We start from the raw sequence: 22,830 nt of genomic DNA on the forward strand, positions 1-22,830 counted from the left end.
ATAACGATGAAGCTTGGAACAACTGAATTGAACACCGCCCCAATCGCCCTAGGCTGTATGCGTATGAATGACTTGAATACGCAGGAAGCTGTTAACGTTATTGAAGCAAGCGTAGAAGCTGGTATAAACCTATTTGATCACGCTGATATTTATGGAGCAGGTGCGTCAGAGAAAGTCTTTACTGCTGCACTTAAAGAAAGCACAATAAAGCGAGACGATTTGATTCTGCAATCAAAATGCGGTATTCGCCAGGGATATTTCGATTTTTCCAAGGAGCATATTCAGTCCAGTGTGGATGCTATCCTCAATAGGCTGCAGACAGATTATCTCGATATCTTATTGCTGCATCGCCCAGATGCGCTGATGGAGCCGGAGGAAGTGGCGGAGGCTTTCCAGAAGCTGAAGGAAAGCGGAAAGGTAAAATACTTCGGTGTCAGCAATTTTCATCCTCATCAAATAGAGCTGCTGAAGCAATATGTAAAAGAGGATCTGATTATCAATCAGCTTCAACTCAGTTTAATGCATACGCCTCTAATTGACGCTGGATTGAATGTGAACATGCAGAACAGAGAGTCAGTCGTGAGAGACAGCGGTTTACTTCCGTATAGTCAGCTTAACAAAATGACTATACAAGCGTGGTCACCATTCCAATTCGGTATGATTGAAGGTGTATTCGTCGACAACCCAGACTTCCCAGAAGTAAATGCTGCACTCCAGGAACTGGCAGATAAGTATGCTGTAAGCAAATCAGCAATCGCAATTGCTTGGATACTGCGCCATCCCGCTTCTATTCAAGCTGTCATTGGTTCTATGAATCCGGAACGAATCCAGTCTATTTGTAAGGCACAGGATGTTCAGCTGACTAGGGAAGAATGGTACAAATTGTATCGAACAGCAGGTAATAACCTACCTTAATTATATGAATGAAGAGAAACGGATTGTCTATTGGGCAATCCGTTTCTCTTTGTATGGTAATAAATAGTAGTATAGTCTTGACATGTGACACGGTGTCACATATAATCTATTTATCATCAATTGTGACACGTTGTCATATGTTTAGGCAGGAGGGAAGAAATGCCGAAGCAAACCTTTCTTTCTTTACCGGAAGATAAACAAAATACATTGATACAATCAGCAAAAAAAGAATTCTCTCGTGTCCCCCTGCATGAAGCGTCTATAGCGAACATCATTAAAGATGCCGGAATACCTAGAGGCAGCTTTTATCAGTATTTCGAGGATAAAGAAGATCTGTATTATTATCTGCTGAATCAGGTAGCGCAGGAGAATAATAAAAAGCTGAATTCTATTCTTCAGGAAAAGAAAGGGAACTTATTCGAAGCCTTGTTGGAACAGTTCCGATATATGATTTCTTTACGTCATCATGAAGACCATAATGACTTTCTTCGGTATGCTTTTCTGAATATGAACCATAGGAAAGAAAATACTATGGCAAATAACATATATAAAGAAAGCTTGAAGAATGAGCGCTCTCAAACACTTGAGATGGTGGATACCTCTTTTCTGAACATTGAAGATAAGCAGGAGCTATCGCATGTCATTAGGATTGTCGGAGCTATTACTTTTCATAATCTTGTGCAGGTATTCGTTCATGATCTTACGGATGAAGATGCCATCTACAATTATGAAGCACAAATTAGTTTGATAAAAAAAGGACTGCAAAGGAAAGAGGTCGACTAATGTACAGCACTGTAATCAAAAAAAGTGATGATTTGATGAAGAAGCTAGTGGAGACACTGCAAAAGCAAGGAATCAACGCAACACTCTGCAAACGGCCATTTTTGCAGCACTAAAAATTGAATAAAGGGAGATAGAAATTTGAACACCGATGCAACACAACCTAGAAAAGTACCATATTTGATGCTGGCGATTTTATTTGTAGGAGCATTTGTCTCCTTCTTGAATAACTCTTTACTGAATGTCGCCTTGCCATCTATCATGGTTGACTTAGATATTAAGGATTATTCAACTGTACAATGGCTTGCGACCGGTTATATGCTGGTCAGCGGTGTGCTGATTCCAGCCTCCGCATTTTTAGTTACTCGATTCTCTAACCGTATGTTGTTTATTACAGCGATGATTATCTTTACATTAGGTACTGCCTTGGCAGCATTCGCACCGAACTTCGGCCTATTGCTGACTGGGCGTATGATCCAAGCGGCGGGTTCTTCTGTAATGGGACCTTTGCTGATGAACATTATGCTCGTTAGTTTCCCACGTGAAAAACGTGGTACAGCTATGGGTATCTTCGGGCTTGTTATGATTACAGCGCCAGCTATCGGACCTACTTTGTCAGGATATATCGTAGAGTACTATGACTGGCGTGTATTGTTTGAAATGATTCTTCCATTGGCGGTAATTAGCTTGTTACTTGCTGTCTGGAAGCTTAAGAACGTCATGCAGCAAAATACGAAAGCAACACTTGATTATCTATCTATTGTGCTATCTTCCATCGGTTTCGGTGGTTTGCTTTATGGATTCAGTTCCGCAAGCTCTGACGGCTGGACAGATCCAATCGTTCTAGCGACATTGATTGTCGGTGCGATTGCATTAGTTGTCTTTGTTACTCGACAATTGCGTATGGAGAAACCATTATTGGATTTGCGTGTTTATAAGCATCCGATGTTTGCACTTTCTTCGGTTATTTCCGTCGTAAATGCTGTGGCAATGTTCTCTGGTATGATTTTGACACCAGCATATGTTCAGAATGTACGCGGAATCTCACCATTGGATTCCGGATTGATGATGCTTCCAGGAGCCATTATCATGGGTGTGATGTCACCGATTACCGGTCGTCTATTCGATAAATTCGGGCCGCGCATCTTGGCAGTGGTCGGGTTGGCTATAACAGCCGTTTCCACTTATATGCTTGCACACTTACAGCTGGATTCCAGCTATGCGTATATCATCTTCATCTACTCATTGCGGATGTTTGGTATGTCGATGGTTATGATGCCGATCATGACAAACGGTCTAAACCAGTTGCCAACGGTTCTGAACCCGCATGGTACAGCAGTGAACAACACGGCTCAACAAGTATCCGGTTCAATCGGTACAGCTATCTTAGTAACAATTATGAACTCTGTAACAAAAAGTGAAGGCGAAAGCTTGATGGCTGGAGTGGACCCAGCGACTTTAACAGAAGCAACTACTGCGCTAATGACGCAGAAAGCACTGTTAGCGGGTATCCATGCTTCCTTCTATGTAGCACTAGCAATTAATATTGTAGCATTGGTGCTGGCATTGTTTGTAAAACGTGTCGACACTAGCAGTGATGCTGTACGAAAAATTGAAAAACAAGATAGGGGCGGTCAGGTAACCCCTGAGCCCGCAAAATAAAAAGAATGGATCCGGTATAACCGGATCCATTCTTTTTTTAGAGGTATGTTCCTCTGATATGTATGAGATTTCATTTCCCCCTATTTTTTCTAATATGAATTTTTTACCAAAAAATATATTGCTTGCCTTTTGGTAGTGGTGTACTATTTCCTTAGTACAGTTTTGGAACTTAATCTATTTTTGAGACGTAAAAATTATTGGAGAGAAAAAAGGGAGGAAACCGATGCATACAGAAGTAAAAGAACCCCAACATAAATTGTCGAAAGAGTCATTGCGCGTCGGATTGATAGGAGATGTCATTTTTGATGTGGTCGTACTGCTGATTTTTGCCGTTCTGTTTGGACTAGATTTCATTTTTGAATGGCCGGCTTGGATTGGTACAGTACTTATCATTCTGTTAATTATCTCTGTACCGCTTTTAATCATTGGCTACTTAGGAACTGTCATCAATCATCGTAACTGGCGCTATGATATAGATGAGGAATACGTCCAACTGAGACAAGGAGCTTGGTTCCAGAAGGACCAGCTTATTCCGGTCACGAAAATCCAGTCTGTTGAAACGAAGCAAGGACCACTTCTAAGAAGATACAAGCTTCGGGAAGTTGAGATTGAAACAATGGCAGGCGAATACAGCATTCCAGGGTTGCCGGAAAAAGAAGCATATGCACTAAGGGATCAGATCGCAGCGTATGCCAAGGCAAAGGAAGAGGATGACTGATGGAGAAGAGACGTTATCATCCGGCTAATATGTTGTTTGCTATTATGAAGACAATCAGGGGCTGGATTATACCGCTTATAATTGTTTTCTTTTTCAACAATACAGATGGTTGGGGATCATATGCAAAGTACGGCATTCTAGGAATAATACTACTTTCTATTATCGGTAGTATTTTAAAATGGTTTACAGATCAATATACAGCCGATGAGCGAGCGTTTCACTTGTACAGCGGTATCTTTTCAAAATCAAGTCGAACTGTTCCATACGAAAAAATCCAAAATGTAACGAAGCACACAAACATCCTGCATCGCTTGCTTCGATTAACAGCAATTAAATTCGAAACAGGATCAAAGGAGAAAGCTGTAGACTTCCAAGTTCTGACCAAAGAAGAAGCTTCCCGATTAGAACAGCTGACGAAAGAAGATGTACAGGAGCAAGCTGCTGTACAGGATACAGAGATAAAAGGAGACGAACTGGAAGAGGAAGATGCAGTATCTGAACAGACAGTTCCTCCCGCTGAGACAAAAATTATCCATTTCAAGCCTACAAAAAAGGAATTAATCAGAGCATCATTCACTTCGTTGAGCTTTTTACTGGTTCCGCCGCTGTTGATATCCTTCTTGCTGAAATTCGATATATTCTTTGATTGGAGCGAATTGCGTCAGTATTTACCGCTATTGAAAGTCTGGTGGATTACGGCAATTGGGCTTATCGGGATTATTGTGGTGTCTCTGCTTGTCGGGATGTGGCGTGTTGTACAGAAGTATGGCAACTATGAGTTGAAGTCAGATGATACATATATTTATATCCAGACAGGGCTTTTAAGCGAATCAGCCTTTTCCATTCGAAAAGATAGGGTACAAGGCATTGAAATCACCCAGCCTATTTTGCATCGTCTGTTAGGGTTAGCGAAGGTGAAGCTCATTAGTACAGGTTCACTCGATATTAGTGAGGAGACGGAAACAATCAACTCACTATATCCTTATTTTTCACTGAAACAGGCACAAACTATGATTGCTGAGATATTACCGGAGTATGAGATCCAGCATTCAATGGAAAGACTGGAACAAAAAGTATTGCTTTACCGCCTGCTGCAGCCGAGTATTATTTGGCTCGGAGTGACCATAACCTTATATTTCTGGCGACCGGAATTGTTAGGGTATGAAATTATGTGGTGGATTGTCTCTATTGTTCTGCTTATCCTGATAGAAGGGTATCGCTATCTGGACTTTAAACATACGAGCTATCTGATTAGCGATAAATTCTTCCAGATAAAGACCGGCGCATTAACTACAACACTGTTTGTGACTAAAAGAAACAAAATGATTGAGATAGCCAGAAATCAGAATCCGCTGCAGCGTTGGCTTAAATTGGCAACAATCGAGTCGATCAATCGCGCCAAGCCGGTTCTGCACAATAAACTCAAAGATCTCCCGGCAAGTGAAGCAGATCGATTTTATGTCTGGTACCGACAACGGACAAATGATGTCCGGAAGCAATAGAGAAAAGGACAGCTCTGAGGGAGCTGTCCTTTTCAATCATTACACTTTGCAAGGTGTTTATTTGTCTTTTTCCTCATCTTCTTTTGCGTTGTCTATCTTTTCATCAACAGTTCCCTCTGTATACGTATCCTTTACTTGCTCATGAGTATCTGAGATACCCTTATCCACTGAATTTGATGAATCATTTTCTTGAGGTTTGTACATTTTTTCAGCCACTTCATTAGCAGCTTCTTGTTTTGAATTATCCAATTTGTATTCCTCCTTCCATATATTCATTAGTTTCCCGAATCAGAGGGGAAATATGTTTGGTATTTTGAATGAATAATATTCTGTCCCATATCCTGCTTTTATCCTGTTCATTTACCGGAACGTTTATCACGGGGGTATTATGGGAAAGCTTGAAGTAAGAAAGCGTTTAGTGCAGAAATTTGGCATAAGAAAATCCTTTACTATGTAAACGCTTTCATTGTAGAATGTATATAAGCAAGTTCTGCATCCTCAAAAAAGAAGGAGTGGACAGTAATGAAGAAAAATGAGAATAATTTTTTCGTAGGATTATTATATGGTACAGGCTTGAGTATTCCGCTTTGGGTTACGTTCTTTGCAGTAGTGAAAGGTATTTCTGAAGTGGTCTCCTAAAGGTTGAAAAAAAGCGTCGGCTGCAGCTGACGCTTTTTTTCATGTATACTAATAGAAAAAAGGACGTTTTAACATGCAGGATTTTAATACAATCTATGAACTGATGGAAAATGCTTTTCCTCTTGAGGAATATCGCAGCTATACGGAGCAAAAAGCGCTGCTTGAGAGGGAAGATTACCACATCCACGTATATGAAAACCAGGGCAAAATTGCGGCATTTTGTGCGATTTATAACTTGCCGGAATTAGCTTTTATCGAACATATTGCAGTCAATGAGGATTTTAGAGGTCAAGGGATGGGCAGTAAGATTATGAAAGAAGTTATAACCAGCTCAGATAAACCAATCATTCTAGAGGTGGAGCCGCCAGACGGTGAAGAGAATGCGGCCCGTCGTGTGCGATTTTATGAAAAGCTAGGGTTTCAGCTGCATGACTGGCCTTATGAACAGCCGCCTTTGCGACAGGGAGAAGCACCTCTTCCGTTAAAGCTTATGAGCTACCCGCATGCTTATGATATTGAAGCATTTGGACGAGTCAAAGATACAATTCTTCAGAACGTTTACGGAATATAAAAGAACGCCTATCCGGCGTTCGTCTCGTTATCGATAATCATGCTTGTCTTTCCGATAGGCGCGAAGAGTCGATCGTAAGGCTGCATAGCTTCCAATAGCAGCATAGCCATAAAAATAGCCCATGAAAATTGCTGCAATCAGATTGTGGGGATGGCTGAAAAAGATAGATAAAATCAAACCGCTCAGTAAGGCAATCGTAGGCGTATACTTACCGGGAAGTGGCAGCAGGTGCTTTACGATTTGCGTAAAAATAAGAACGATGGGCACACCAAGCACGGCATCCCAGAAGTTCGTCATGATCATAGGAAATTCCAACGTCCCTACCTCCTTTGTATAACGTATGCGGGGCTGTCCCAACTTATTAAGGATGGAGTTAAATTTCCTTTATGAGCTGAAAAACCGTTTAGCAGGGGGCAGGGTTGGGAAACAGATTATTAAGAAAACTAGCAATATATTAGAAGTGCATTTTTTCAATTGACCTATATATATGGGATGGTGTATAGTGAATGTACACAAGATATAGTGTAACGGAGGCCATGAATATGCAAAGATACCTATTCGAGTACAAAATCCTGCCAACTGGCGAAACAAGTGAATTCAGTCACGTTGCAGCTTCTGAAGAAGAAGCGCGCCAGTCCATTAAGGAACGTGTGGCAGATTTGGAATTCGTAGAACCAGAAGAAGTCGAAATCGGCACCTTGCTGCGTACATTGGATGCAAGCAAACAATATTACGAATGTGAAGGATGCACCTGATTAAAACAGCGACCATGAGCTAATGCTCGTGGTCGTTTTTTTATAGCTTGAATACTGTACAGGCGATTTTACATATGCCTTTATAGCATCTATCCTAGGATTGTCACTTATGATAAACTTTCATTATCATATTCTTCCAATTTATCATTATCATTCCTATTATTAAAGTGACTTAAATAGGCGTTTCAGGATTTAATCAAGGAGGATTTAAATTGCAAAAGTATTTGGGTGTTATCTCCGTAGCTTTGTTTATATTATCTGCTGCTATATTTCTAATTGACACAGGTGACACGCCAGCATATTTCCCAATGATTTTTTTCCTTCTTAGTGTATCAGGTACCATAATAACAGCCATATTTAGCACTAAGATATGGAGAATAGTCTTACTTACTGTGTACGGATTAATAATATTGATTTTTATAATATTCGCCTTAGGTTTAGGTATTGCTCATATGTGATTTTCTAACGGTAACAAAAGTGGAACAGAATGAGACTAACTTTATAGCAACTCCTTTTAAAGATAGATAAAACCCCTCGATTAATAATCGAGGGGTTTGCTTATTCTCTATAACAAATCTTTCGGTCTTTTTGCTAATCGACTTTCTTTTAGCTGTACGCCTAATAGTTCTTAGGGTGCTTTTTTATAGCTTGAATACAGCAATTGATTCATTCAGCTGACGGCTTATATGCGTCAGTTCTTCCGCAGATGTCGCGATATTTGCGACAGCCTGGATTTGATCAGCGATCGAGGCTGCGATTTCTTCTACGCTGGCAGCCGTTTCTTCAGATACACTGGATGCATTCTGGATGCTGTCCGTAATGTCATTCGTTTGTGACGTGACTTGCTTGATTTCTTCAAGTAATTTGTTGCCGGCATTCTTTGTTGCTTCTGCTGCAGCCTCGATGGCAGTGAACTCAGCTGCTGTAGCAACGACAGAGTGATTCAGCTGTTCTGCCTGCTGTTTATTTGATTCAATTCTAGCTACATTTTCTGCTGCTTCTTTTGTTATGGAGCTAATCATTTGCTGGATTTCCTTTGTGGCAGCATTAGATTGATCAGCAAGCTTTCGAACTTCGCTAGCAACCACAGCAAAGCCTTTGCCATGTTCTCCTGCCCGTGCTGCTTCGATACTTGCATTAAGAGCAAGGAGATTCGTTTCTTCTGTTATATTTTCGATTACATCTGTAATTCGAACAATCTGCTGCAAGTTCTTATCAAGTTCCTGCATTCCAGCTGAGATTGCTTCTACTGACTGCATCGAAGCATTATTGGCCGACGTCAAATCGTGCATCATATTGCTGCCTTTTGTTGTTGCTTCACTTGTTTGAAGTGCAGCTTGGGCGATTGCATCACTTTGTGCGGTCATCATGGAGATAGAGTCGTTGAATCCACTTAGATGATATGTTGTCGTTTCCAAATCAGATGCTTGAGAGCTAGCTCCATTGGCTATATCATCTACTGCCACGCCGACTTGTTCGCTGCTAGCGGATGTTTCCTCACTTACTGCTGAGAGCTCGGAAGCTGCATCTGATACTTTATCACTGGATTGGATAATGCTTTGTACTAATGAACGCAGTTCGCCAGACATTTTAGTGAAAGCATTACTCAGAACCCCAATTTCATCCTTGGTTTCTTTTAGCTCTTGTTCTCTGAAATCACCGGCAGCAAGCTGTGTAGCTGCGTCTGTCACCGATTTTAATTGTGTCAGTTTCGGACGGATCAGGAAGTAGAATAGAATTAGGCTGAGTATTGTGATACCGGCCGTAACTCCGATGATGATCCATTTGACTGTCTCTAGATCTTTATAGAACATGTCTGTATAGACTGTAATGCCAACCGTCCAGTTCCAAGGCTGAAAATAGTTAACATAAGCCATCTTTTCTCTGACTTCTCCTGTTTTCTCGTCAGTATCATCGTAGCTCAGGAAACTCTCATTATCATCCACCGATTGCGCTAATACAATCATGTCTTCTCGGTTTTTCTTTGTACTGTCATCTCCCGGCGGTGAACCGATTTCTTCCCTAGGATGAAGCACCATATTTGCTTGATTATCGTAAGCGATAATATAGCCAGCGCCATTTTTATAATTAAAGTTTGATTGCGATAAATCATGAGCGCCATCCTCTATAGGACCGTTCAATATAATGCGGGCTTCTTCTTGTGCTTCTTCTAAGGTCATTTCACCATTCTCAACACGTTCATTCAGTAGTGCAATAACGCTTGTTGCACTGTTTGCCATGTGCTGAAGGTCCAGCTTTCCGGCATCAATCAGTTCATTCTTTGCTGTCATATAACTGATAGTACCGACAGCCGCACCACAGATAATTGTGATTACTGCAACGACAATCATTAACCTTGTTGCTAAGCCATGTCTCTTTTTCATGGTAATCCCCCTCTGAACATAGATCCGTTCACCTATATAATCGGTGTTTGAAAACGTTTGTGAAGTGAAAAAGGAGAGAGATATAATTTTTTTGTAAAAATCATCTAAAAATTGGAAAGGAAGATGCGAAATGACGGCAATAACTCACATTGGCATGACGGTTTCCAATCTCGATGCTGCAATCAATTGGTATAAGGAGGCATTAGGCTTCCGGATTATTGCTGGACCATTCGACATGAAAACAGAAGAAGGGGACATGACCCGTGATCTTCAAGGGGACAAAGTGAAGCATATCCGGAATGTCCATATGAGTGCATCAAATCAGGTTGGCATCGAATTATTTGAGTTTGTGGTTCCGGAAACAAAAGGGGAGACCGATAGAAAACCTTGGGAACCGGGAATATTCCATCTCTGTGTAGTGGCTGACGGTGGAGATGTGCACGGCATGGCAAAAAAAATCGAGAAGACAGGCGGAAAAATCATCAGCAAAATATGGCCGCTGGATGAAGAAAAAGCGTATTATCTCGTTTACTGTCAGGATCCATTCGGAAATATCATCGAAGTTTATTCACATAGTACAGAACAGATTTATGCTAATCGTTAAACGAATCGTGGCAGTTTAGTAATGGGAAAAAGGTTATGAAGGTACGCCCATGTCTGGAAAAACAAGTATGTCATCTAGAACGTCTGCACTCTTTACCGGTTTGGGTCTATCTGCTATACAACATGTCCTCTATAATTGTGACAACATCTGATTAGTATCAGCAAAGGAGGACATGCATGTATATGAAACGACAGTTATTGATAGGGATTTTAGTTCTTTTTGGTGCATTTATTCTGCTCTATCCATCTACGGGTTTTGCCCAAAGCGGAACGGTTGATGTTGATACGACTTTAAATGTCAGGGCAAAACCGGCCACTTCTTCTGCCATTATTGGAAGCCTGAAACCGGGAGATACGGTTGATTTGTTAGAAGTGAAAAACAGCTGGGGCAAGATTACATACAAAGGTAAGACAGGTTATGTAAGCATGACTTACATACAGACGAATTCAGGCGCATTAGAAGGAAAGACAATTGCTATTGATGCTGGGCATGGCGGCAAAGACAGCGGTGCTGTCGCAAACGGTGTGCTTGAAAAGAATGTTGTTCTGCCGATTGCACAGAAAACAGAAGCGAAGCTCAAAGCACAAGGCGCTGATGTGATCATGACTAGATCAGGGGATACATTCATTGAGCTGGAAGATCGAGCTGCTAAGGCAAATGCAGCAGGAGCAGATGCATTTGTAAGTATTCATGCAAATGCTTCCTCAGCAACATCTGCAAGCGGTACGGAAGTCTATTATTATCCTGGGTCATCAAGCGGTCAGTCCCTAGCGAACAGTGTGCAAAACGGTCTCGTGAATCAGCTTGGATCACGTAATCGAGGCATAAAGAGTGCTGATTTCAATGTTCTTCGAAACACAAGCATGCCTGCTGTACTAGCAGAGATCGGATTCGTTACAAATGCTGCAGAAGCGAAGAAGCTGGCATCGAGTGCATATCAGGACAAAGCAGCTACTGGACTTGTGCAAGGAGTAAAAGAATACACAGAATAATCTATTTATTTATTCCAGTGTAAGGCAGCAAATCTAGTATTTGCTGCCTTTTACTTTCCATGACTTGGTCAAGTAGCGCATAAAAGCTTGGATTTCCTCTAAAGGAAAGGAATTGTAAAATATTTGGCAAGACTATTAGACTATTAATTGGCAACATATTCATCTATAATGGATGCGAATCTACAAAATTCTACAAAAACGGAAGGGGAATCGTATGCTAGGAAAACATCTGACGCACCGCTCGCTGCTGGTCTTTATTATCGCTCTTATAGCAGTTGTTGCTTTTATGCCGGCAACGAGTTATGCGAATAGCGGAACTATCGACGTGTCGACGTCTCTGAATGTAAGAGCAGAGCCTTCTAATGATGCAGAAGTAATTGGTAAACTGCAAGGCGGACAAGCAATTGAAATTAAGGAAGTCAATCATGACTGGGGCAAGATAGATTATTATGGGCAAGAAGGATACATAAGTATGGTGTTTGTCAGCGGAGCCCAAGACTCGGGATCTGCACAAGCAGCTGTGCAGCAGACATCACAGTCTGTTGACGCAACAGAAGGCTATGTCCAAGTTGCCACTTCGTTGAATGTCCGATCAACTCCGGATATGTCAGCTTCTGTGGTAGATAGTCTGTACAATGGAGATGCAGTCTCTATTCTTTCAATTGATAATAACTGGGCAAAAATTGACCATAATGGGACAACAGGTTATGTGAGCATGGATTTCATCACGACAAGTGAAAATGAAGCATCTTACAGCTTGTCTCCGTTAAAAGGAAAAACTATTGTAATTGATGCAGGTCATGGCGGAAAAGATAGCGGCGCAATCGGGGATTACTTTTATGAGAAGTCCGTTGTCCTGTCCATAGCCTTAAAAACACAAGCACAGCTTGAGAATTTAGGAGCTAATGTAATCATGACAAGGGATGATGATACATTTGTAGCACTAGAAGCAAGGGCAGCCATGTCAAATGCTGCGAATGCATCCATGTTCGTAAGTATTCACTTGAATGCTACTTCAGAGGAATACGTCAGCGGTACGGAAGTTTATTATTATCCGGATGGCGATACAAGTGTCCAGCTCGCTTCGACAGTACAAGAGAATCTTTCTTCTCAGCTTGGATCGATTGACCGGGGAACGCAGGCAGCTGATTTCAGCGTATTGCGTAATACCCATGCACCAGCGATCCTAGCGGAAATTGGTTATATCACCAATTCAGCAGAATCTGCTAATCTGGCAACAAGCAGCTATCAAGAAAAAGCTGCCTCTGGAATTGTGCAGGGGCTAGAGAACTATTATCAATAAAAACACGAAACGATGCGGAATTACTCCGCATCGTTTTTTATTTTGTCAATTCGACGTCCGCAATGTAATAGGAAGACCCATCCGTTAGTTCTTTGTACATCTCAATATAGATCTGATGTATTTCCTGGCCATCCTTATTTATGATATTGCGCCAATCCTGTCGAATTTGTCCTTTATTAGTGGAAGCTGTTTTCTTGGAATAGAGTCGATGTGCATCCGGGATGATTTCCTTTACGTAATCGGAAATGCTCCGCTCTAGCTCATGCCGGATAACTGCTTCTTTACCTGCAGTATATGCGTACCGAAATTGCATCTGGCTGTTCGTCCTCCTATGGTATGCTCTATTGATTAGAACGTTTGTTCTTGTTTATAGTATAAAGGATATCCAGTAAGTTGACTAGTGTTATTTGGCAAAATAAACCTTATTGTTTGTGACAAAATATTGAACACCAACGTAGAAAATTTTCTGTAATGTAAGCGCGCTATTTGCACCTACCTTAAATGTATAGTAAACTTTACTTGTAAGGAAAGTAAAGAATGTAAGGAATACTTGAAAGAAGGGCGAAATCATGGAGTTAGCAAAGCTTAGTTCAAAAGGGCAGATCACCGTTCCGAAACATATCCGGGATGTGCTCAGCGTCAAAGAAGGGGAGCATGTCGCATTTGTTGAAGAAGGCGGTATCGTGTTCATGGCGAAGGCGGATCTTGATTCGATTCATGATTTGCAGGAAATACTAAGTGACAGTAAATTCAAGGAAGTCGTCCGGAAGGCAAAACAATTGAAATAGGAGGCATCAGTATGAACATCCGTGAATCAGATTTGCCGGGTATCGGAAAGAAGTTCGAGCTTATGACGGACAATGACGATAAAGTAGTCGTTATCATCCATGACGATGGCCGTCGGGAAGTTTACCATTACGATGACGAAGATTTGGATGAAAGCATCTCCGGTGTTACTTTCACTGACTCTGAAGCAAGACAGCTCGCTTCCATTATCGGTGGAATGACGTATAAGCCGAAAGCTGTGGAAACAATTGAAGTCGCATTCGATGACCTTGTGATCGAATGGTATAAGCTTGGTCCGAATGCTCCAATTATCGGTAAGACCATTGGAGAGATCGGTATCCGTCAGAATTACAATATCAACATCATTGGGATTGTTCGCAAGAATCACTCGAAGCAGCTGAACCCAGGTGTAGATACAGCATTCAAAAGCGGAGACACAATTGTCATTTCTGGAGAGCGGGCAGATATTAAACGTGCCAACAGTGAATTATTCTTGAAAGAAAGGGGATAGGCTATGGACCATTTAGTATTTGAAGTAGGGACTGCGCTTGTTTTAATTGCAATCGCAGCCATACTTGCCAACAAGTTAAACTTCTCCATCATCCCATTCCTCATTATCATCGGGATGCTGGTCGGACCACATGCACCTAGTTTTGGCATTATTAATCTCCAGTTTGTCCACAGTGAAGATATCATTGCATTCCTCGGACGAATTGGTGTCCTGTTCCTATTATTCTACTTGGGACTGGAATTCTCGATAGGGAAGCTGATCAAATCAGGTAAAAATATTGTCGTAGGCGGCAGTATATATATCGGAATCAACTTTGCCCTCGGCTTCCTGTATCCGTTTATACTCGGTTTTCCAATCAAGGAAACATTGATTATTGCAGGTGTCATTACAATCAGTTCCAGTGCAATCGTCGCAAAAGTTCTCGTAGACTTACGTCGTACCGGTAATACGGAAACTGAATTGATTCTAGGTATCATTATGTTTGAGGACATTTTCCTCGCTGTTTATTTATCCACTGTATCAGGCTTGGTATTAGGAGACTCCAATTCCTTGGGAGGAACAATCCTGTCCATTCTGATCGCGCTAGGTTATATGCTGTTGTTCTTCGTCATCGCACGGAAGGCAGCACCTCTTTTAAGCAAGCTTCTACGTATCTCCTCTAATGAGATATTTATCATCGTCATTTTCGCATCACTATTCTTTATCGCAGGCTTCTCGGAGACAATCCATGTAGCCGAAGCAATCGGGGCTCTCTTACTCGGACTTGTATTTTCTGAGACTGATCAAGGTGAGCGGATCGAGCATATGGTTGTTCCATTCCGTGATTTCTTCGGAGCCATCTTCTTCTTCAGCTTTGGTCTGAGTATCGATCCGACGACACTGGGAGACGCTGTATGGCTTGCACTCGGAGCTGTAGCCATCACGATAATCGGTAACTTTGTTGCTGGTATGATTGCAGGCCGGCGGGCAGGTCTATCACATAAAGCGTCCACGAACATCGGTCTGACCATTGTCTCACGTGGAGAATTTTCCATTATCATGGCCAATATAGGATTGGCCGGAGGACTTATGGGTGTGCTGCAGCCGTTCTCAGCGCTGTACGTGTTGATCCTCGCTATCCTTGGTCCATTGATGACAAAGGAATCGAAGCATATCTTTAATTTCCTTAATAAGATATTCAAATGGCAAGAAGTTAAGCCGAAAAGGGTCCGTCAATCCTAAATACATGGGAAGGTGCACAGCAGTGTACCTTCCTTTTGTTTATAGCAAGAATTTTACAAGTAAATAGCTTGCGGCATTCCCTGTATGGCAGGTAACATAAAGGGAACACTTGTCCAAAATATTCTGTCGAATCCAATTTGAAGGGAATGCTTGTATGACGAAACTATCAAGCTATCATCCGTCAGTCTCGCGGATAATAGATAATATTAATAAAGTAATCATTGGAAAAGAAGAACCAATTGTACTTAGTCTAACCGCGCTCCTTGCTGGCGGACATGTTTTACTGGAGGACGTACCGGGTGTCGGTAAAACGATGCTAGTCCGTTCCCTTGCTCGTTCAGTTGATTGTGATTTCAAACGCATCCAATTCACACCCGATTTATTGCCATCTGACGTTACAGGTGTTTCTATCTACAATCCGAAAACGTTGGAATTCGAGTTCCGCCCCGGACCGATTTTAGGGAATATCGTGCTTGCTGATGAGATTAACCGTACATCTCCAAAGACACAGTCTGCTTTGCTTGAGGCGATGGAGGAGAAGAATATTACAGTTGAAGGTAATGCAATGCCGCTTGCTGACCCATTCTTTGTCATGGCAACACAGAATCCTGTCGACTACGAAGGTACGTATTCGCTGCCTGAAGCACAGTTGGATCGCTTCCTTCTAAAACTGCGGATGGGATATCCGAATGCACAAGAAGAAATGCAGATGCTTGATGCGGTTGGTATGAAACATCCAATTAATCGCGTTGAGCCAGTTATGACAAAAGCAGATTTACTAAAAATGCAGGAAGAAGCAGCAAACGTGTACGCCGCTCCTCAGATACAGCAATATATAGTTGATTTAGCGCAAATATCCCGCAATCATCCAGATGTATATTTGGGACTTAGCCCACGCGGATCCATTGCCATGATGCGGGCAGCGAAGGCGTATGCTTATATTCATAACCGTGATTACGTGATCCCGGATGATGTGCAAGTCTTAGCGCCATTTGTACTTGGCCACAGGATTTTACTCCGTTCAGAAGCACGCTATGATGGCCTGACACCTGAAAGACTGGTCCAGCGTCTGTTGGAAGCAGTGGACGTACCTGTAGAGAGGGAATCTGTACATGAAAGGTAAGCTTCGCTTCGCGTTTAGGCTTGGGGGCATCGTCTTGCTGGCTGCCATCCTGTTCTGTTACAGCATGTTTCAAGGCGGGTTTGTGAGCTGGTTTCTGTTTTATGCTTTTCTTCCGATTCTGCTTTATGTGCTGCTGGTGCTGTGCTACCCACTTGCTAGCTGGAAGGTGAATCGCAAGCTTTCCAAAACATATATCAGGAGCGGTGGAGAAGTAACTGTCGAAATCAGCTTGACCCGCGGTTTCCCGTTCCCACTTGTGTATTTGGAAATAGAAGATCTATATGATCGATCTCTGCTGAAAATAAGCCGGCCAGACGGGACATTGCAGATTGCCCAATCGCGTCAGCCGAAGCAGCATATTCTGTTCCCTTGGTTTCGGAGGAATCTTAGAATCCAATATGTGCTGGACAGACTTCCTCGTGGAGAGCATGACTTCTATCAGATTCGTCTGCGTACTGGCGACCCATTCCAGCTGGTCGAAAAAGAAGTGGTTTTTGAAGAAATACAGAAGCTGCATGTTTACCCGGCTGAAAAGGAGATTACAGTCGGAAATCCGCAAAGTGTTTTCGAAGAAGGTGCTGCTGTTGCCTATGCTCCGCGTTCAAAGCAGACAAGCGTCGTCTCTGGCATTCGGGAGTATACTCCGGGTGATCGGTTCAGCTGGATTGACTGGAAAGCATCTGCCAGAAAGCAAGATATGATGACGAAGGAATTTGAACAGGAAAAAAGTGCGGATGTTCTCGTGGTCTTCGACAGAAGGGGAGCAAGGCAGACAGAAGATCTTTTTGAATATAGCGTTGTGATTGCTTTTTCTGTCTATCAGAAGCTTAAAAGCAGAAATGAGCAAGTTGGTTTCATGAGTATCGGCAATCCAGCTAAGTGGCTGCCAGCTGCAATAGGTAGTGCTCAGCTTCAGCGTGTGCAGCAGTATTTGACTACTGTGAAACAGGAACAGGAACAGCCGCGGCTCCAAGCTTTAGCAGCTGAACTGTCCCGACATCCTAAAGGTTCAACTGTTTATTATGTAACAACTGATTTGGATAGTAGGGAGCTGGCAGTGCTCCGCAAATTAAGGCAAAGCGGTTATATATTGACCGTTTTATACATCTGTCGTCATGCAGAAGTAGGAACAAAGGAAAAGAATCTTATACGGGAAGTTCGCCAGCTTGGTCATCAGATGGATATCTATCCGATACAGCAAGCTGTCCAAACGGAGGTGCAGCGGAATGCGTAGGAAAATCGGTCAATTACAGTGGCTGCGTTATCTTATTTTTGTGTGTGGATTCCTCCTGTTTTGGGAATGGCTCCGTCCGCTTGATCAGATTAGTGATACAGGCAATTTGCCCATCTTTGTCGTGTTCACAGCGGTCTGCTTCCTGCTGTCCGCGCTTAAACTGCGCTGGTGGGTCAGTTTTTTACTGAAGTTTATTTTAATGGTGGTAGTGCTGCAAGTATTTCTTATACAGGAAAACTTAATATCCGGAAGCTGGTTCACGTTTATCCTAACGGAGCTGCAAAATAATCTCCAATTATTATTCACTGGTGAATTTGTCTCGTTGACACCATTTTTCAGAACGTTACTATTTTTGATTTTGCTCTGGCTGATGAGCTACTTGCTTTATTACTGGTTCATCGTAGTCAATCGTATTTTCTTCTTTATTATCATGACTTTCCTGTACATCGGGATTCTTGATACATTTACCCTTTACGATGGCAGCGTAGCAATTGTCCGTGTCTTTCTGGTCAGCTTCTTTGCGATGGGGATTTCTACACTTGCAAGACTTTATCAAGGCAGAGAAAAACGGAAGTTTCCAAAGCAAGTGCTGCTTTGGAGCATCCCGCTTCTGTCCATACTTGCTGTTTCCGCTGCAGTAGGTTATGCAGCACCGAAGCTGCCGCCGCAATGGGCAGATCCTGTGCCGTTCATCCAAACGTTGTCGGATAACAACAATGAAAATGAAGGAGAAGGCGGCATCCAAAAAGTCGGCTACGGAGAAAATGATTCCCGTCTTGGAGGTCCGTTTGTTCAAGATAATTCCATCGCATTCTGGGCCGCAACAGAAGCAAGCGGTTATTGGCGTGTAGATAGTAAGGATGTGTATACAGGCAAAGGCTGGGAACGTTCAAGGGAGGCAGAACCGCAGAGCTTCCAAAGCGGAGACCAGGTCGGTATTGATCTCTACACAGAAAATGTAGCCACTGAAGCGCGGGAAGCGATTATTTATCCAAGTCAAAATCAAGTACTGGACAGGCTCGTATATCCTTATGGCGTGCAGACATTCTTCAGCGGACAGGTAGGAGCTGCGGTTGATGCTGATTTCGGTGTGGTAGAAACATTCAATCGTGCGCAATATCCCGCTGAAAATTACACGATAGCCTTTGAGGAACCACAGTATAATATCGATGATCTGCGCAATGATTCTGAGCTGGATGATGACAATACCCATTATCGCTATACACAGCTGCCTGAATATTTGCCGGAGCGTGTCCGTGAATTAGCCGAAGAGATCACTTCTTCCGGCAATACACGGTATGATAAGGCAAAAGCAGTGGAACAATATTTCAATCAGAATGGTTTCCAATACCAGACACAGGATATACCTGTACCAGAAGATGATCAGGATTATGTCGATCAGTTTCTATTTGAGAGCAAAATCGGCTATTGTGATAACTTCTCGTCTGCAATGGTTGTACTGTTACGAGCAGCGGATATTCCTGCTCGCTGGGTGAAGGGATTCACGGCAGGTCAGCCTGGGACGAACCCAAGTGTATCTACTCCTGAGGGTATGTCTTCTTATCTAGTGACGAACGGAAATGCTCATTCATGGGTGGAAGTGTATTTCCCGGAAACTGGTTGGGTTCCATTTGAACCAACTCAAGGATTCGCAAACCCAGCGGAGTTTACTAGTGAAGAAGATGCGGCACAAGAGACTCCAGAAGCAGAAACTGATACGCCTGAACAAGAAGAAGAACAAAGCCCTGCTCCTGAGCAGCCAGAGCAGCAGCAAGAAGAAGAACAGGTGGCAGACACTGAAACCGATAGTGCTTCCATTCATCCACTATATTGGATCATTCCGTCAGCAGTACTTCTTATAGCGGCACTTGCCCTGTATTTCACCCGCTACAAATGGCTGACTGCGTATTACATTCGGAAATACCGGAATGAACAATCTGAGGAGACGTACGAAAAAGCCTATCATTATTTGCTGCGCCTGTTGGCGCATAAGGGTTTCAAACGTCATTCTGGTCAGACGCTCAGGGAATATGCCGTTACAATTGACAAAGAATTCGGCAACAAACAGATGTCTGAGCTGACGAACGAATATGAAAGAATCTTGTATCGCAACGAGAAAAGTGTGCCTGCATGGATAAATGCCGTCGAATTGTGGGAAAATTTAATTAAACAAGCGGCATCTTGACCCATTTTGGGCACATTGATAGAATAAGAGGCAATAAGCACCTTCAGAAGGACGCAGTACAGTGCTGCTGACGTTTGTGAAGGCTTGAGCCGACAACGTTACTTTTGCTGGATTCCGCCTTAAATACGGCGCGGATTCAGCTTCTGTTTTTTCAAGACGTGATAAAGGTAAAATGTGGTGCATGCACCCGACCTGCTTATATCTAGAGAATAATGAAGGAGTGGACAGACTTTGGATATCGATACAGATATGATATTGGTACTGGACTTTGGCAGCCAGTATAATCAATTGATCACAAGAAGGATCCGGGAGTTCGGTGTATACAGCGAATTACATTCCCACAAACTGACAGCAGATGAGATTCGTAAGATGAACCCGAAAGGAATCATCCTTTCCGGCGGACCGCACAGCGTGTATGACGAAAATAGCTTCCGCTGTGACGAAGAACTATTCGAACTAGGAATTCCAGTATTGGGTATCTGCTACGGTATGCAGCTAATGACGCAGCATTTCGGCGGAAATGTTCAGCGCGCTGACAGCCGGGAATATGGCCGTGCGGAGATTACATTGACAAACCCGTCTGTCATCTTTAAAGATTCACCGGAAAAACAGTTAGTCTGGATGAGCCATGGTGATAAAGTATTGGATCCAGCACCAGGCTTCAGCGTTGATGCGACAAGCCCGTCCACCCCAGTTGCTGCCATCAGCAACAAAGAACGTAACCTTTATGGTGTTCAGTACCACCCTGAAGTGCGCCATTCCGAGTACGGAAACCACATGCTGAAGCAGTTCGTTTTCGACGTCTGCCATGCAAAAGCGGAATGGACAATGGAAAACTTCATCGAAATGGAAACAGAAAAAATCCGTCAGCAAGTCGGCGACCGCAATGTACTTTGTGCATTAAGCGGCGGTGTGGATTCTTCTGTTGTAGCTGCGTTGATTCACAAAGCAATCGGCGATCAGCTTACTTGTATCTTTGTCGATCATGGTTTGCTGCGTAAAAACGAAGGTGCCATGGTAGAGAAAACATTCCGTGACCAGTTCAAAATCAATTTGGTTGCTGTTCATGCACAGGATCGTTTCTTGGGCAAACTGGAAGGAGTCTCTGATCCGGAAGAAAAACGTAAAATCATCGGAAATGAGTTCATCTATGTATTTGATGATGAAGCATCCAAGCTTGAAAACATGGACTTCCTTGCACAAGGTACACTGTATACTGATATCGTAGAAAGCGGTACAGAAACAGCACAGACAATCAAATCCCACCATAACGTGGGCGGACTGCCAGAAGATATGCAGTTCGAATTGATCGAACCATTGAAAACATTGTTCAAAGATGAAGTGCGTGAACTAGGAACTGAGCTTGGTTTGCCGGACGCGATTGTTCATCGTCAGCCATTCCCTGGTCCTGGACTAGCAATTCGTGTTATCGGTGAAATCACGGAAGAGAAGCTGGAAATCGTACGTGAATCCGATGCAATCTTGCATGAGGAAATTGCGAAAGCTGGCCTTGAACGTGATATTTGGCAGTACTTCACTGTCCTTCCAGGATTCAAAAGCGTCGGTGTAATGGGAGATGCTCGTACGTATGACTACACGCTAGGAATTCGTGCGGTAACTTCTATTGATGGTATGACGTCCGACTGGGCTCGTATCCCTTGGGATGTATTGGAGCGTATCTCTGTACGTTTCGTCAATGAAGTAAATCATGTAAACCGCGTCGTGTATGACGTGACGAGTAAGCCACCAGCAACAATCGAGTGGGAATAAAAGAAAGAGGCCATGCTATCAATCAGATAGCATGGCCTCTTTTTGTACAAGCAGATGAGTTTTTCCTGAGTGCTGGTCATAAATGAGCTCATGTATGGACAGTAGCTCATACAGATAGATACTTTCAATCGGGAAGTAGCCATCTGACGGATCCTTCGGCATATTGATGCTCCAGAATGACTGAAACAAGTCTTGAAACTGTCCTTTGTCTGACATCTGATCTTCCTTCATCCAATGTGACAGTCTTTCTTGAACTGCTTCGGCAGCTGCCGTGAAACGGCTGCGCTGTTCTGGATTCCAATGCAGCGGTTTGCCGCTTCGTCCAGCGTGAATCATATTCCAAAGATGATAATGGATCAATTTTAGCTTTTGGGTTAGCACTGCCTCATTATCCAGTACCGCTTTCGCATTCGAATTCGGAAGATGATAACGAATTTCCAGCTGCTGGTGCTGCACATACTGTTCCAGTAGCAGTCGTTCGTCTGTCAGTTTTCGGAATGCTGCTGTTAAACTGTGAACTGGCTGGTCTCCTTGTGTTTTCTTGATTCTTAAATCAATGAAAGCATGAAGCAGTTCATTTGTATGCGAAATAACTAAATCTAGCTGCTCACGCGATTTCTTAAAGTAATCTGGCGGCAGGATAAGCATATTGACCAATGTGGAAATGATAATTCCGATGACGCTTCCGCCGAGACGGGCCCAGAAATCTGCCCATAAACTTGTATGTGCCACGTCAATCATAGCAACTGCAGTGATTGTCGCTACAATCAAACCTGCATGAAGCTTTAATTTATAGCAGACTAGTATCGTCAAAAAAGCCGCTGCCGTGTAGGTCAGCGGAGAAGCACCGAATAAATAAATCGAAAGAACGGAAAATGCTGCTCCGACCATACTGGCTGGTAAACGGATCAGTCCTTTTTGAATGGATGCATGAATTGTCGGCTCAATCGTCACGATAGCGGCAATGACCGCAAAAGCCGGAGATATGTGTACAATTTCACAAATTAATGCAGTAAAAAACACAGCAATCCCTGTCTTGATGACACGGCTGCCGATAAAAAACTTCTTCACTATATGTCAACACCTTTGATGTAGCATGTTTACATTATAAAGTGTATAAAGCAGACAGGCAATGGTTGTAACTGGAATATTTATAGGGCTTGAAGCATGATTTT

General features: G+C 42.8%; 22 protein-coding genes. 17 read left to right on the forward strand and 5 right to left on the reverse strand.

What is annotated here, in order from left to right; genetic code table 11:
* Window positions 1-6 precede the first annotated feature (6 nt).
* The 5 genes from GZ22_RS02770 to GZ22_RS02790 all read left to right on the forward strand — a co-directional run bounded on the left by GZ22_RS02770 (window position 7) and on the right by GZ22_RS02790 (window position 5,577).
* Window positions 7-915 (forward strand): aldo/keto reductase, encoded by a 909-nt coding sequence (locus GZ22_RS02770; protein ID WP_038558470.1) that lies wholly within the window; start codon window positions 7-9, stop codon window positions 913-915.
* Window positions 916-1,074: 159 nt separating this feature from the next.
* Window positions 1,075-1,698: a TetR/AcrR family transcriptional regulator gene (locus GZ22_RS02775; protein ID WP_038558472.1), complete on the forward strand. Its 624-nt coding sequence runs from the start codon at window positions 1,075-1,077 to the stop codon at window positions 1,696-1,698.
* 180 nt (window positions 1,699-1,878) lie between these two features.
* On the forward strand, window positions 1,879-3,357 hold the full coding sequence (locus GZ22_RS02780; RefSeq protein WP_051748441.1) for a DHA2 family efflux MFS transporter permease subunit: 1,479 nt from the start codon (window positions 1,879-1,881) through the stop codon (window positions 3,355-3,357).
* 223 nt (window positions 3,358-3,580) lie between these two features.
* Window positions 3,581-4,075 (forward strand): PH domain-containing protein, encoded by a 495-nt coding sequence (locus tag GZ22_RS02785; protein WP_038558474.1) that lies wholly within the window; start codon window positions 3,581-3,583, stop codon window positions 4,073-4,075.
* Window positions 4,075-5,577, forward strand: coding sequence for a PH domain-containing protein (locus tag GZ22_RS02790; RefSeq protein ID WP_038558476.1), 1,503 nt, complete (start codon window positions 4,075-4,077; stop codon window positions 5,575-5,577). Before GZ22_RS02785 ends, GZ22_RS02790 begins: the two co-directional genes overlap by 1 nt.
* A 57-nt stretch (window positions 5,578-5,634) precedes the next feature.
* On the opposite strand, the gene GZ22_RS02795 is transcribed toward GZ22_RS02790, so the two are convergent.
* On the reverse strand, window positions 5,635-5,826 hold the full coding sequence (locus GZ22_RS02795; RefSeq protein WP_038558478.1) for a YozQ family protein: 192 nt from the start codon (window positions 5,824-5,826) through the stop codon (window positions 5,635-5,637).
* 463 nt (window positions 5,827-6,289) lie between these two features.
* On the opposite strand from GZ22_RS02795, the gene GZ22_RS02800 reads away from it, so the two are divergent.
* Window positions 6,290-6,787 (forward strand): GNAT family N-acetyltransferase, encoded by a 498-nt coding sequence (locus GZ22_RS02800; protein ID WP_038558481.1) that lies wholly within the window; start codon window positions 6,290-6,292, stop codon window positions 6,785-6,787.
* Between the two features lie 27 nt (window positions 6,788-6,814).
* On the opposite strand, the gene GZ22_RS02805 is transcribed toward GZ22_RS02800, so the two are convergent.
* The gene (locus GZ22_RS02805) at window positions 6,815-7,102 is read right to left on the reverse strand and encodes a hypothetical protein (protein ID WP_038558483.1); all 288 of its coding nucleotides are present in this window, start codon (window positions 7,100-7,102) and stop codon (window positions 6,815-6,817) included.
* A 227-nt stretch (window positions 7,103-7,329) separates the two neighbouring features.
* On the opposite strand from GZ22_RS02805, the gene GZ22_RS02810 reads away from it, so the two are divergent.
* Window positions 7,330-7,542, forward strand: a complete 213-nt coding sequence (locus GZ22_RS02810; RefSeq protein ID WP_038558485.1) for a hypothetical protein — start codon at window positions 7,330-7,332, stop codon at window positions 7,540-7,542.
* A 641-nt stretch (window positions 7,543-8,183) separates the two neighbouring features.
* Here GZ22_RS02810 and GZ22_RS02820 read toward each other — a convergent pair.
* The gene (locus GZ22_RS02820) at window positions 8,184-9,926 is read right to left on the reverse strand and encodes a methyl-accepting chemotaxis protein (RefSeq protein ID WP_038558489.1); all 1,743 of its coding nucleotides are present in this window, start codon (window positions 9,924-9,926) and stop codon (window positions 8,184-8,186) included.
* Between the two features lie 130 nt (window positions 9,927-10,056).
* Here GZ22_RS02820 and GZ22_RS02825 point away from each other — a divergent pair, with 130 nt between their 5' ends.
* From GZ22_RS02825 to GZ22_RS02835, 3 genes are all read left to right on the forward strand, one after another.
* Window positions 10,057-10,530: a VOC family protein gene (locus tag GZ22_RS02825; protein ID WP_038558492.1), complete on the forward strand. Its 474-nt coding sequence runs from the start codon at window positions 10,057-10,059 to the stop codon at window positions 10,528-10,530.
* A gap of 176 nt (window positions 10,531-10,706) precedes the next feature.
* Entirely contained in the window at window positions 10,707-11,522 is an 816-nt protein-coding gene (locus tag GZ22_RS02830; protein ID WP_084160627.1) for an N-acetylmuramoyl-L-alanine amidase, read from the forward strand.
* A gap of 214 nt (window positions 11,523-11,736) precedes the next feature.
* Window positions 11,737-12,825 (forward strand): N-acetylmuramoyl-L-alanine amidase family protein, encoded by a 1,089-nt coding sequence (locus GZ22_RS02835; protein ID WP_038558494.1) that lies wholly within the window; start codon window positions 11,737-11,739, stop codon window positions 12,823-12,825.
* 37 nt (window positions 12,826-12,862) lie between these two features.
* Here GZ22_RS02835 and GZ22_RS02840 read toward each other — a convergent pair whose 3' ends face one another.
* Window positions 12,863-13,138 carry a hypothetical protein gene (locus GZ22_RS02840; RefSeq protein WP_038558496.1) on the reverse strand — a complete coding sequence of 92 codons (276 nt, stop codon included), beginning with the start codon at window positions 13,136-13,138 and terminating at the stop codon, window positions 12,863-12,865.
* A 256-nt stretch (window positions 13,139-13,394) separates the two neighbouring features.
* On the opposite strand from GZ22_RS02840, the gene GZ22_RS02845 reads away from it, so the two are divergent.
* The 7 genes from GZ22_RS02845 to guaA all read left to right on the forward strand — a co-directional run bounded on the left by GZ22_RS02845 (window position 13,395) and on the right by guaA (window position 21,655).
* The gene (locus tag GZ22_RS02845; protein WP_038558498.1) at window positions 13,395-13,613 is read left to right on the forward strand and encodes an AbrB/MazE/SpoVT family DNA-binding domain-containing protein; all 219 of its coding nucleotides are present in this window, start codon (window positions 13,395-13,397) and stop codon (window positions 13,611-13,613) included.
* An 11-nt stretch (window positions 13,614-13,624) separates the two neighbouring features.
* A complete protein-coding gene (locus GZ22_RS02850; RefSeq protein WP_038558500.1) occupies window positions 13,625-14,122 on the forward strand; it encodes a cation:proton antiporter regulatory subunit in 498 nt (165 codons plus the stop codon).
* A 3-nt stretch (window positions 14,123-14,125) separates the two neighbouring features.
* On the forward strand, window positions 14,126-15,343 hold the full coding sequence (locus GZ22_RS02855) for a cation:proton antiporter (protein WP_038558502.1): 1,218 nt from the start codon (window positions 14,126-14,128) through the stop codon (window positions 15,341-15,343).
* A gap of 154 nt (window positions 15,344-15,497) precedes the next feature.
* Window positions 15,498-16,466 carry an AAA family ATPase gene (locus tag GZ22_RS02860; protein WP_038558503.1) on the forward strand — a complete coding sequence of 323 codons (969 nt, stop codon included), beginning with the start codon at window positions 15,498-15,500 and terminating at the stop codon, window positions 16,464-16,466.
* The gene (locus GZ22_RS17940; protein WP_051747983.1) at window positions 16,456-17,700 is read left to right on the forward strand and encodes a DUF58 domain-containing protein; all 1,245 of its coding nucleotides are present in this window, start codon (window positions 16,456-16,458) and stop codon (window positions 17,698-17,700) included. The genes GZ22_RS02860 and GZ22_RS17940 overlap by 11 nt, the downstream gene beginning before the upstream one ends.
* Window positions 17,693-19,885, forward strand: coding sequence for a transglutaminase TgpA family protein (locus GZ22_RS02870; protein ID WP_038558504.1), 2,193 nt, complete (start codon window positions 17,693-17,695; stop codon window positions 19,883-19,885). The genes GZ22_RS17940 and GZ22_RS02870 overlap by 8 nt, the downstream gene beginning before the upstream one ends.
* 249 nt (window positions 19,886-20,134) lie before the next feature.
* Window positions 20,135-21,655 (forward strand): glutamine-hydrolyzing GMP synthase, encoded by a 1,521-nt coding sequence (guaA, locus tag GZ22_RS02875; RefSeq protein WP_038565507.1) that lies wholly within the window; start codon window positions 20,135-20,137, stop codon window positions 21,653-21,655.
* 18 nt (window positions 21,656-21,673) lie between these two features.
* On the opposite strand, the gene GZ22_RS02880 is transcribed toward guaA, so the two are convergent.
* Window positions 21,674-22,726: an FUSC family protein gene (locus GZ22_RS02880; protein WP_051747985.1), complete on the reverse strand. Its 1,053-nt coding sequence runs from the start codon at window positions 22,724-22,726 to the stop codon at window positions 21,674-21,676.
* Between the last annotated feature and the right edge of the window lie 104 nt (window positions 22,727-22,830).

Origin of the sequence: Terribacillus saccharophilus (genome assembly GCF_000725365.1) — a bacterium.
Lineage (GTDB): Bacteria > Bacillota > Bacilli > Bacillales > Amphibacillaceae > Terribacillus > Terribacillus saccharophilus.

Excerpts from the sequence above, each read along its gene's own strand:
- GZ22_RS02770 (WP_038558470.1), top strand. The coding sequence starts at position 7 with ATGAAGCTTGGAACAACTGAATTGAACACCGCCCCAATCGCCCTAGGC.
- GZ22_RS02775 (WP_038558472.1), top strand. The coding sequence starts at position 1,075 with ATGCCGAAGCAAACCTTTCTTTCTTTACCGGAAGATAAACAAAATACA.
- GZ22_RS02780 (WP_051748441.1), top strand. The coding sequence starts at position 1,879 with ATGCTGGCGATTTTATTTGTAGGAGCATTTGTCTCCTTCTTGAATAAC.
- GZ22_RS02785 (WP_038558474.1), top strand. The coding sequence starts at position 3,581 with ATGCATACAGAAGTAAAAGAACCCCAACATAAATTGTCGAAAGAGTCA.
- GZ22_RS02790 (WP_038558476.1), top strand. The coding sequence starts at position 4,075 with ATGGAGAAGAGACGTTATCATCCGGCTAATATGTTGTTTGCTATTATG.
- GZ22_RS02800 (WP_038558481.1), top strand. The coding sequence starts at position 6,290 with ATGCAGGATTTTAATACAATCTATGAACTGATGGAAAATGCTTTTCCT.
- GZ22_RS02810 (WP_038558485.1), top strand. The coding sequence starts at position 7,330 with ATGCAAAGATACCTATTCGAGTACAAAATCCTGCCAACTGGCGAAACA.
- GZ22_RS02820 (WP_038558489.1), bottom strand. The coding sequence starts at position 9,926 with ATGAAAAAGAGACATGGCTTAGCAACAAGGTTAATGATTGTCGTTGCA.
- GZ22_RS02825 (WP_038558492.1), top strand. The coding sequence starts at position 10,057 with ATGACGGCAATAACTCACATTGGCATGACGGTTTCCAATCTCGATGCT.
- GZ22_RS02830 (WP_084160627.1), top strand. The coding sequence starts at position 10,707 with ATGTATATGAAACGACAGTTATTGATAGGGATTTTAGTTCTTTTTGGT.
- GZ22_RS02835 (WP_038558494.1), top strand. The coding sequence starts at position 11,737 with ATGCTAGGAAAACATCTGACGCACCGCTCGCTGCTGGTCTTTATTATC.
- GZ22_RS02840 (WP_038558496.1), bottom strand. The coding sequence starts at position 13,138 with ATGCAATTTCGGTACGCATATACTGCAGGTAAAGAAGCAGTTATCCGG.
- GZ22_RS02845 (WP_038558498.1), top strand. The coding sequence starts at position 13,395 with ATGGAGTTAGCAAAGCTTAGTTCAAAAGGGCAGATCACCGTTCCGAAA.
- GZ22_RS02850 (WP_038558500.1), top strand. The coding sequence starts at position 13,625 with ATGAACATCCGTGAATCAGATTTGCCGGGTATCGGAAAGAAGTTCGAG.
- GZ22_RS02855 (WP_038558502.1), top strand. The coding sequence starts at position 14,126 with ATGGACCATTTAGTATTTGAAGTAGGGACTGCGCTTGTTTTAATTGCA.
- GZ22_RS02860 (WP_038558503.1), top strand. The coding sequence starts at position 15,498 with ATGACGAAACTATCAAGCTATCATCCGTCAGTCTCGCGGATAATAGAT.
- GZ22_RS17940 (WP_051747983.1), top strand. The coding sequence starts at position 16,456 with ATGAAAGGTAAGCTTCGCTTCGCGTTTAGGCTTGGGGGCATCGTCTTG.
- GZ22_RS02870 (WP_038558504.1), top strand. The coding sequence starts at position 17,693 with ATGCGTAGGAAAATCGGTCAATTACAGTGGCTGCGTTATCTTATTTTT.
- guaA (WP_038565507.1), top strand. The coding sequence starts at position 20,135 with ATGATATTGGTACTGGACTTTGGCAGCCAGTATAATCAATTGATCACA.